This window comes from Mizugakiibacter sediminis (assembly GCF_000953855.2).
GTDB classification, from domain to species: Bacteria; Pseudomonadota; Gammaproteobacteria; order Xanthomonadales; family Rhodanobacteraceae; genus Mizugakiibacter; species Mizugakiibacter sediminis.
In genome coordinates this window covers 69,710-76,592 of the sequence record NZ_DF970163.1, presented here as the reverse complement: position 1 = coordinate 76,592, position 6,883 = coordinate 69,710, and the positions used below count along the sequence as shown (strand labels likewise).

The window sequence follows — 6,883 nt, the reverse complement described above, 5'->3', positions numbered from 1 at the left end:
CGGGCGCCGGCGGCTTCGCCGCCGCCGCGGTCTGCTGGGCCGCCGTCGGCGCGGCCGCGGCCTGCCGCTGCTGCTCCGCCTGCTGCGCCTGCTGCGCCGCCAACTGCTGGCGCTGCTGTTCCTGCTGCTCGCGATCGGCCAGCTTGCGCTGCGCGTCCAGCTTGGAACGCAGGATGGTCAGCGTGTAGTTGGACGGATCGGCCCGCGACAGCAGGTCGATCTCGCGCTGCGCCTCGGCGAAGTTGCGCTGGTTGATCTCCTGCTCGGCCACCGGCGTGGCGAACGGGAAGGTCTCGCGCAGCGCATCCTGCGCGACCTGGTTGTTCGGATCCTTCTGCAGCACGCTCAGGTAGAACTCGAAGGCGTTGTTGCCGGCCGGCGCCAGCAGGCGCTGCTCGTTCATCGCCTTGCGCGCTTCCTTCAGCAGATCGCCGACGCTCATCGAGGCGACGTTCGGGACCGCCGCGGCGTTCTGCTGCTGCGCGACCTGCGCCGCCGGCGCGGGCGCCTGCCCCGCCGCCGGCGCGGCGGTCTGCTTCGGCCGGAAATAGAAGAAATACGCGGCCAGCAGGGCCGCGACGACGACGATCACGGCGATGATCAGCGGCGCGGCGGCGCCGCGCACGCGACGCGGCGCGGAAACGGAGTATCGGGCAGTCATGGTCGTTCGCATGCGCAAGTGGAAGCGGATTCCGCGCCCCCTGTGTTCCCCTCTGGAACCGCGGACCGCCCGGTCCGCCGCAGCGCGGCCAGGCAAACTTACCGCCATCGCGTGGCGCCGGCAATTGCCGAACGCGGCATGCGCGGCGTCGGCGCAGCGCGCTCGACGCGCGGGGCGCGGAAGTCCGGCCCCGGAAAACGGAACGCCCCGGCGGGCCGGGGCGAACGTTTGCTCCTCGAAAATCCTCTCCCTGCGCTGGGCAGACCGCAGGGAGAGAGTCGGTGGACTTCGTACTTGTTGTCTTGCGGGTGGAACGTGTTGCCGCGACTTGCGTCGCTTACTTCTTCGCCGCCTTGGTGGCGCGGCTGACCTTGGCGGCCGCCGACTTGCGCGCGGTGCGCTTCTTGGCCGCCTTCTTCGCCGTGGCCTTCTTGCGCGCCGGCTTCTTCGCCGCCGAGGTCTTGCGCGCGGTGCTGGCCTTGGCCTTCATGGTCCTGCGGACCGTCTTCTTGGCAGTGGACTTCTTCGCCGCCTTCTTCGCGGCGGGTTTCTTCGCGGCTTTCTTGGTCATAGCCATGGTTCGTCTCAGCTCCTCGTCAGTTGGCAGTGGTTGCCCAGTAAAAGCGTGCAGGAACGCCTCGCAAAGCAGATCGCTGTTGGTGGCGTGCCGGAGATTGTTGACCTGGCGCCGGGTGCGCTCGTTGGACAGCAGCTGGAGCACGTGGAGCGGAACCGAGACGGTGATCTTCTTCACCGCGCCTGCCTTCGCGCCGTGCTCGATATACGGTTCGATGTACCGCACTGCCGCCATGATTTTCCATAACACAACTCGTCGGGCGCAGAAACTAGCCCTGTCCAAACGTGCTGTCAATAAATTTCGTGCGTGGAATTAGAGCCTTACGGCACCCTCCCCGAGGCGTCCCGGCGACCCTCCGGCGGCATTTCCGCGTCCCGGCGGCCGCCGCGTTTTGGACGTTTGGACGTCCAAACCAATTGCGTTCCCGAGATCGCGCCGAATCGCTGCAGGCCGCGCCACACAAGGGCTGCAGCGATTCCGCCATGTGCGCGCGACGGCATGCCGCGACGCACGCGGCGCACGAGAAAGAAGCCGCCGCGCAACTGCGTGCGCGGCGGCTTGCTCACGCATGAACGGGAGCGCCGGCTCAGCCGAGCGACTTCGCCAGCGCCGCCGCGAACCGGTCGAGATCGGCGGCGGTCTTGGTCTCGGTCGCGCACACCAGCAGCGCGTCGCCCTGCTCCGGGAACTCCTCGCCGAGCGCGAAGCCGGCGACGATGCGCTGCGCGGCGAGGCGCTCGATCACCTCGCTCGCCGGCCGCGGCAGCTTCAGCGCCACCTCGTGGAAGAACGGCCGCGCGAACAGCGGCGTCACGCCCGGGATCGCGCACAGGCGGTCGCGCAGCGCACGCGTGTTCTGCATGCAGGCGGCGGCGACGCGGCGCAGGCCCTCCGGCCCCAGCATCGCCATGTGGATGGTGGCGGCGGTGACCAGCAGGCCCTGGTTGGTGCAGATGTTGGAGGTGGCCTTGGCGCGGCGGATGTGCTGCTCGCGCGCCTGCAGGGTCAGGGTGAAGCCTTCCTTGCCGTCGAGGTCGGTGGTGCGGCCGACGATGCGGCCCGGCATCTGCCGCACGAATTCCTGCTTGCAGGCGAGGATGCCGAAGTAGGGGCCGCCGGAGGACAACGGCACGCCCAGCGGCTGGCCGTCGCCGCAGACGATGTCGGCGCCCTCCGCGCCCCACTCGCCCGGCGCCTTCAGCACCGCCAGCGACAGCGGGTTGACCACGGCGATCGCCAGCGCGCCGCGGGCGTGCGCCCAGTCGGTCAGCGCGTCGGCCTCCTCCAGCACGCCGAAGAAGTTCGGCTGCGGGATCACCAGCGCGGTGAACGCGCCGAAGTCCTGCGCCGCCAGCCAGGCAGGATCGAGATGGCCGCCGTGCGCGTCGACGTCGAGCTCGACCACCTCGATGTCCTGCAGGCCGACCATGGTCTTCAGCGTCTTGCGGTAGGCCGGGTGCACGCTCTTCGGCACCAACACGCGGCGCGGCCCCTTCTTCGCGCAGCGCTCGGCCATCAGCACGGCCTCGGCCAGCGCGGTGGCGCCGTCGTAGAGCGAGGCGTTGCTGACGTCCATGCCGGTCAGCCGCGTCATCATGCTCTGGTATTCGTAGATCAGCTGCAGCGTGCCCTGGCTGGCCTCGGCCTGGTAGGGCGTGTAGGCGGAATAGAACTCGCCGCGGCCGACGATCGTCCACACCGCCGCCGGGATGTGGTGCTCGTAGGCGCCGGCGCCGGCGAAGTTCAGCGCGACCTCGTCCTGCGCGGCGCGCGCCCTCATCAGGCGCGTCACCTCCATCTCGTTCATGCCGGGCGGCACGTGCTGCAACGGGCCGGCCTTCAGCTCGGCGGGGATCTCGTCGAACAGCTGCTCGATGCTGTCGACCCCGATGGTCTTCAGCATGGCGCGCACGTCGGCCTGGGAATGCGGGATGAAAGGCATGGTTGCGGGGTCCGGATCTCAAAACGGCGCCGGCCGCGAATGCGGCCGGCGGAACGGCACGGCGCGCGGGCCGCTCAGTGGTCTTCGCCTTCGATCAGCTCGGCGTAGGCGTCGGGGTCGAGCAGCTCGCCGAGCTCGTCCTTGTTCTCCATCTTCACGACGAAGATCCAGCCCTCGCCGTAGGCGTCCTCGTTGATCGTCTCCGGCTTGTCGTTCAGCGCCTCGTTGATGGCGACGACTTCGCCGCTGACCGGCGCGTACACGTCGGAAGCGGCCTTGACCGATTCCACCACCGCGCAGGCGTTGCCCGCCTGCACGCGGTCGCCCACGCCCGGCAGTTCGACGTAGACCAGATCGCCGAGCAGGCTCTGCGCGTGGTCGGAAATGCCGACGGTCACGGTGCCGTCGCTCTCGACGCGCGCCCACTCGTGGCTCTTCAGGAACTTCAGATCGCCGGGGATCTCGCTCATGGCATGGGTCCTATGCTGGGCCGCGGCATTTTATATCAGCGCACGGCGGGTCCGCGCGTTCAGATGCCCTCGCAAGGCCTGCCGTCGCGCACGAAGGGATATTTGACGATGCGCACCGGCACCTCGCGGCCGCGGATGTCGACGCGCACCGCGCCGGGATCGCCGGCCGGGATGCGCGCGAAGGCGATCGCCTTGCCGAGCGTCGGCGAGAACGTGCCGGAGAGGATCTCGCCCTCGCCGCGCGCGGTCAGCACCTTCTGGCCGTGGCGCAGCACGCCCTTCTCGTCCATCACCAGGCCGACCATCGCGCGCTTCGAGCCCTGCGCCTTCTCGCGCTCCAGCGCCGGGCGGCCGATGAAGTCGCGGCCCTCGTCCAGCGCCACCGTCCAGGCCAGGCCGGCCTCGTACGGCGTCACCGTCTCGTCCATGTCCTGGCCGTACAGGTTCATGCCGGCTTCCAGGCGCAGCGTGTCGCGCGCGCCGAGGCCGGCCGGCGCGACGCCGGCGTCCTTCAGGCGATTCCACAGCGCCACCGCCTGCGTCTCCGGCACCATGATCTCGAAGCCGTCCTCGCCGGTGTAGCCGGTGCGGGCGATGAACAGGCCGTCGCCCTCGCAGGCGACGAACTTGCCGAGCTTCTCCGCCCCGGCGCGCGCCTCGGGCGAGAGCAGGCCGAACACCTTGGCGCGCGCGTTCGGCCCCTGCACCGCGATCATGGCGAGGTCGGCGCGCTCCCTGACGGCGACGCCGAACGGCTGCGCCTGCGCCGCGATCCAGGCCAGGTCCTTGTCGCGCGTGGCGGCGTTGACGACGACGCGGAAGAAGTCCTCGGCGAGGTAGTAGACGATCAGGTCGTCGATCACCCCGCCGTCGGCGTTCAGCATGCACGAGTACAGCGCCTTGCCCGGCGTTTTCAGCTTGTCGACGCTGTTGGCCAGCAGCTTGCGCAGCAACGGCCGCACGTTCGCGCCGGTCAGGTCGACCACGGTCATGTGCGAGACGTCGAACATGCCGGCGTCGCGGCGCACCGCGTGATGCTCCTCGATCTGCGAGCCGTAGTTGAGCGGCATGTCCCAGCCGCCGAAATCCACCATCTTCGCGCCGAGCGCGCGGTGGGTCGCATTGAGCACGGTCTGTCGGGTCATGGTCTGGCCGGGCGTGGGAAACGCGCATTATCAGTGGCGCCCGCCCGCAATCCAAGCGTCCGCCCGCATGACGGCGCGCGGACGGAACTGCTAGCCTCTGCGGCATGAGCCGCGATGCCCTCCCCGGCCGCGCCGAACTCGCGGTCGACGCCGACGGCCAGACCGTGGTCCGCATCAGCGGCGACTGGATCCTGGCGCACTTCGAGGCCATCGAGGCTTCGGTGGCGGCGCTGCAGCCGCGCCTGCCGGAAGCGCCGCGCTACGACCTGTCCGCGCTCGAGCGCCTGGACACCGCCGGCGCCGGCCTGCTGACCCTGCTCGTCGGCGCCGAGCGCCTGAACGAACTGGCCGAGCGCGCGGCGCTGCGCCCCGAGCAGCGCGCGCTGCTGACCACGGTGAGCTGCGCGGTGCACGAGCTGTTCGCGCATCCGCCGCCGCCGCCGCGCGACTTCGGCTTGGTCGACATGGTCGAGCGCGTCGGCCGCGCCGTCGACCTGCTGTGGAAGCAGAGCCGCCTGCTGCTCGGCTTCGTCGGCCTGACCCTGGAGACGCTGGCGCGCGACCTGCCGCAGCCGAAGCGCTGGCGCGTCACCGCGCTGGTCCACCACATGGAGCAGACCGGGCTGGACGCGGTGCCGATCGTCGCGTTGCTGTCGTTCCTGGTGGGCGCGGTGATCGCCTTCCTCGGCGCCACCGTGCTGAAGGACTTCGGCGCCACCATCTACACCGTCGACCTGGTCGGCTACTCGTTCCTGCGCGAGTTCGGCGTGCTGCTGGCGGCGATCCTGCTGGCCGGCCGCACCGCCAGCGCGTTCACCGCGCAGATCGGCTCGATGAAGGCGCGCGAGGAGATCGACGCCATGCGCACCATCGGCCTCGACCCGATCGAGCAGCTGGTGCTGCCGCGCGTGCTGGCGCTGGTGTTGACGCTGCCGATGCTGGCCTTCCTGGCGACCATCGCCGGCATCGTCGGCGGCGGCGCGGTGTGCCTGCTGTCGCTGGACATTTCGCCGACCATGTTCCTGACGATGCTCCAGGCCGACACGCCGCTGCGCTACCTGTGGGTGGGTCTCGGCAAGGCGCCGGTGTTCGCCTTCCTGATCGGCGTGATCGGCTGTCTCGAGGGCTTCAAGGTCGCCGGCAGCGCGGAGTCGGTCGGCGAGCGCACCACCTCCAGCGTGGTGCAGGCGATCTTCGTGGTGATCCTGGTCGACGCGCTGGCGGCGCTGTTCTTCATGGAGATGGGCTGGTGAACGCGCGCGAAACCGTGGTCGAGGTGCGCGGCCTGGTCAACCGCTTCGGCGCGCAGACCGTGCACGAGGGCCTCGACCTCGACGTCCGCCGCGGCGAGATCCTCGGCGTGGTCGGCGGCTCCGGCACCGGCAAGTCGGTGCTGATGCGCTCGATCGTCGGCCTGCGCCGCCCCGACGCCGGCAGCGTGCGCCTGTTCGGCGAGGACCTGCTGACGCTGCCGCCGGCGCGGCGCGCCGAGGTGGAACGCCGCGTCGGCGTGCTGTTCCAGGACGGTGCGCTGTTCTCCTCGCTGACCGTCTCCGAGAACGTCTGCGTGCCGCTGCTCGAGCACACCGCGTTGAACGCGCGCGACGCGGCGCGGCTGGCGGCGCTGAAGATCCAGCTCGCCGGCCTGCCGCCGGAGGCGCGCGACAAGTACCCGTCGGAGCTGTCCGGCGGCATGCGCAAGCGCGCCGCGCTGGCGCGCGCGCTGGCCCTCGATCCGGATATTTTGTTCCTCGACGAGCCCACCGCCGGGCTCGACCCGATCGGCGCCGCCGCGTTCGACCAGCTGGTGCGCACGCTGCGCGATGCGCTCGGCCTGACCGTGTTCCTGATCACCCACGACCTCGACACGCTGTACGCGATCTGCGACCGCGTCGCCGTGCTGGCGCACAAGCGCGTGCTGGTGGCGGATACGCTGGAGGCGGTGCAGCGCTGCGACGATCCGTGGGTGCGCGATTATTTCCACGGCCCGCGCGGCCGCGCGGCGCTGGCCGCGCGCGGCGGCGAGCGCCGCAGCGGGCCGCGCGCGGCGCCGCCGTCCGTTTGAGCCGGAGCGCGTCTTCGGCAGGA

At 70.5% G+C, this 6,883-nt stretch carries 6 protein-coding genes and 1 pseudogene; 2 read left to right on the top strand and 5 right to left on the bottom strand.

The window, feature by feature from the left end; translation table 11 throughout:
- The 5 genes and pseudogenes from MBSD_RS04920 to gcvT all read right to left on the bottom strand — a co-directional run.
- Positions 1–661: pseudogene (locus MBSD_RS04920) on the bottom strand (energy transducer TonB); the annotation flags it as partial.
- A gap of 337 nt (positions 662–998) precedes the next feature.
- Positions 999–1,472: a met regulon transcriptional regulator MetJ gene (gene metJ / locus MBSD_RS15930; protein ID WP_082306491.1), complete on the bottom strand. Its 474-nt coding sequence runs from the start codon at positions 1,470–1,472 to the stop codon at positions 999–1,001.
- 352 nt (positions 1,473–1,824) lie between these two features.
- Positions 1,825–3,180, bottom strand: coding sequence for an aminomethyl-transferring glycine dehydrogenase subunit GcvPA (gcvPA, locus tag MBSD_RS04910; RefSeq protein WP_062535612.1), 1,356 nt, complete (start codon positions 3,178–3,180; stop codon positions 1,825–1,827).
- A 74-nt stretch (positions 3,181–3,254) separates the two neighbouring features.
- The gene (gene gcvH / locus MBSD_RS04905; protein ID WP_062535610.1) at positions 3,255–3,650 is read right to left on the bottom strand and encodes a glycine cleavage system protein GcvH; all 396 of its coding nucleotides are present in this window, start codon (positions 3,648–3,650) and stop codon (positions 3,255–3,257) included.
- Positions 3,651–3,709: 59 nt separating this feature from the next.
- Positions 3,710–4,795, bottom strand: a complete 1,086-nt coding sequence (gene gcvT, locus MBSD_RS04900) for a glycine cleavage system aminomethyltransferase GcvT (protein ID WP_062535608.1) — start codon at positions 4,793–4,795, stop codon at positions 3,710–3,712.
- A gap of 104 nt (positions 4,796–4,899) precedes the next feature.
- Between gcvT and MBSD_RS04895 the strand changes: the two genes are divergently transcribed.
- Positions 4,900–6,048, top strand: coding sequence for an MlaE family ABC transporter permease (locus MBSD_RS04895; protein ID WP_082306490.1), 1,149 nt, complete (start codon positions 4,900–4,902; stop codon positions 6,046–6,048).
- A complete protein-coding gene (locus MBSD_RS04890) occupies positions 6,042–6,860 on the top strand; it encodes an ABC transporter ATP-binding protein (protein WP_201797456.1) in 819 nt (272 codons plus the stop codon). Before MBSD_RS04895 ends, MBSD_RS04890 begins: the two co-directional genes overlap by 7 nt.
- Positions 6,861–6,883: the final 23 nt, after the last annotated feature.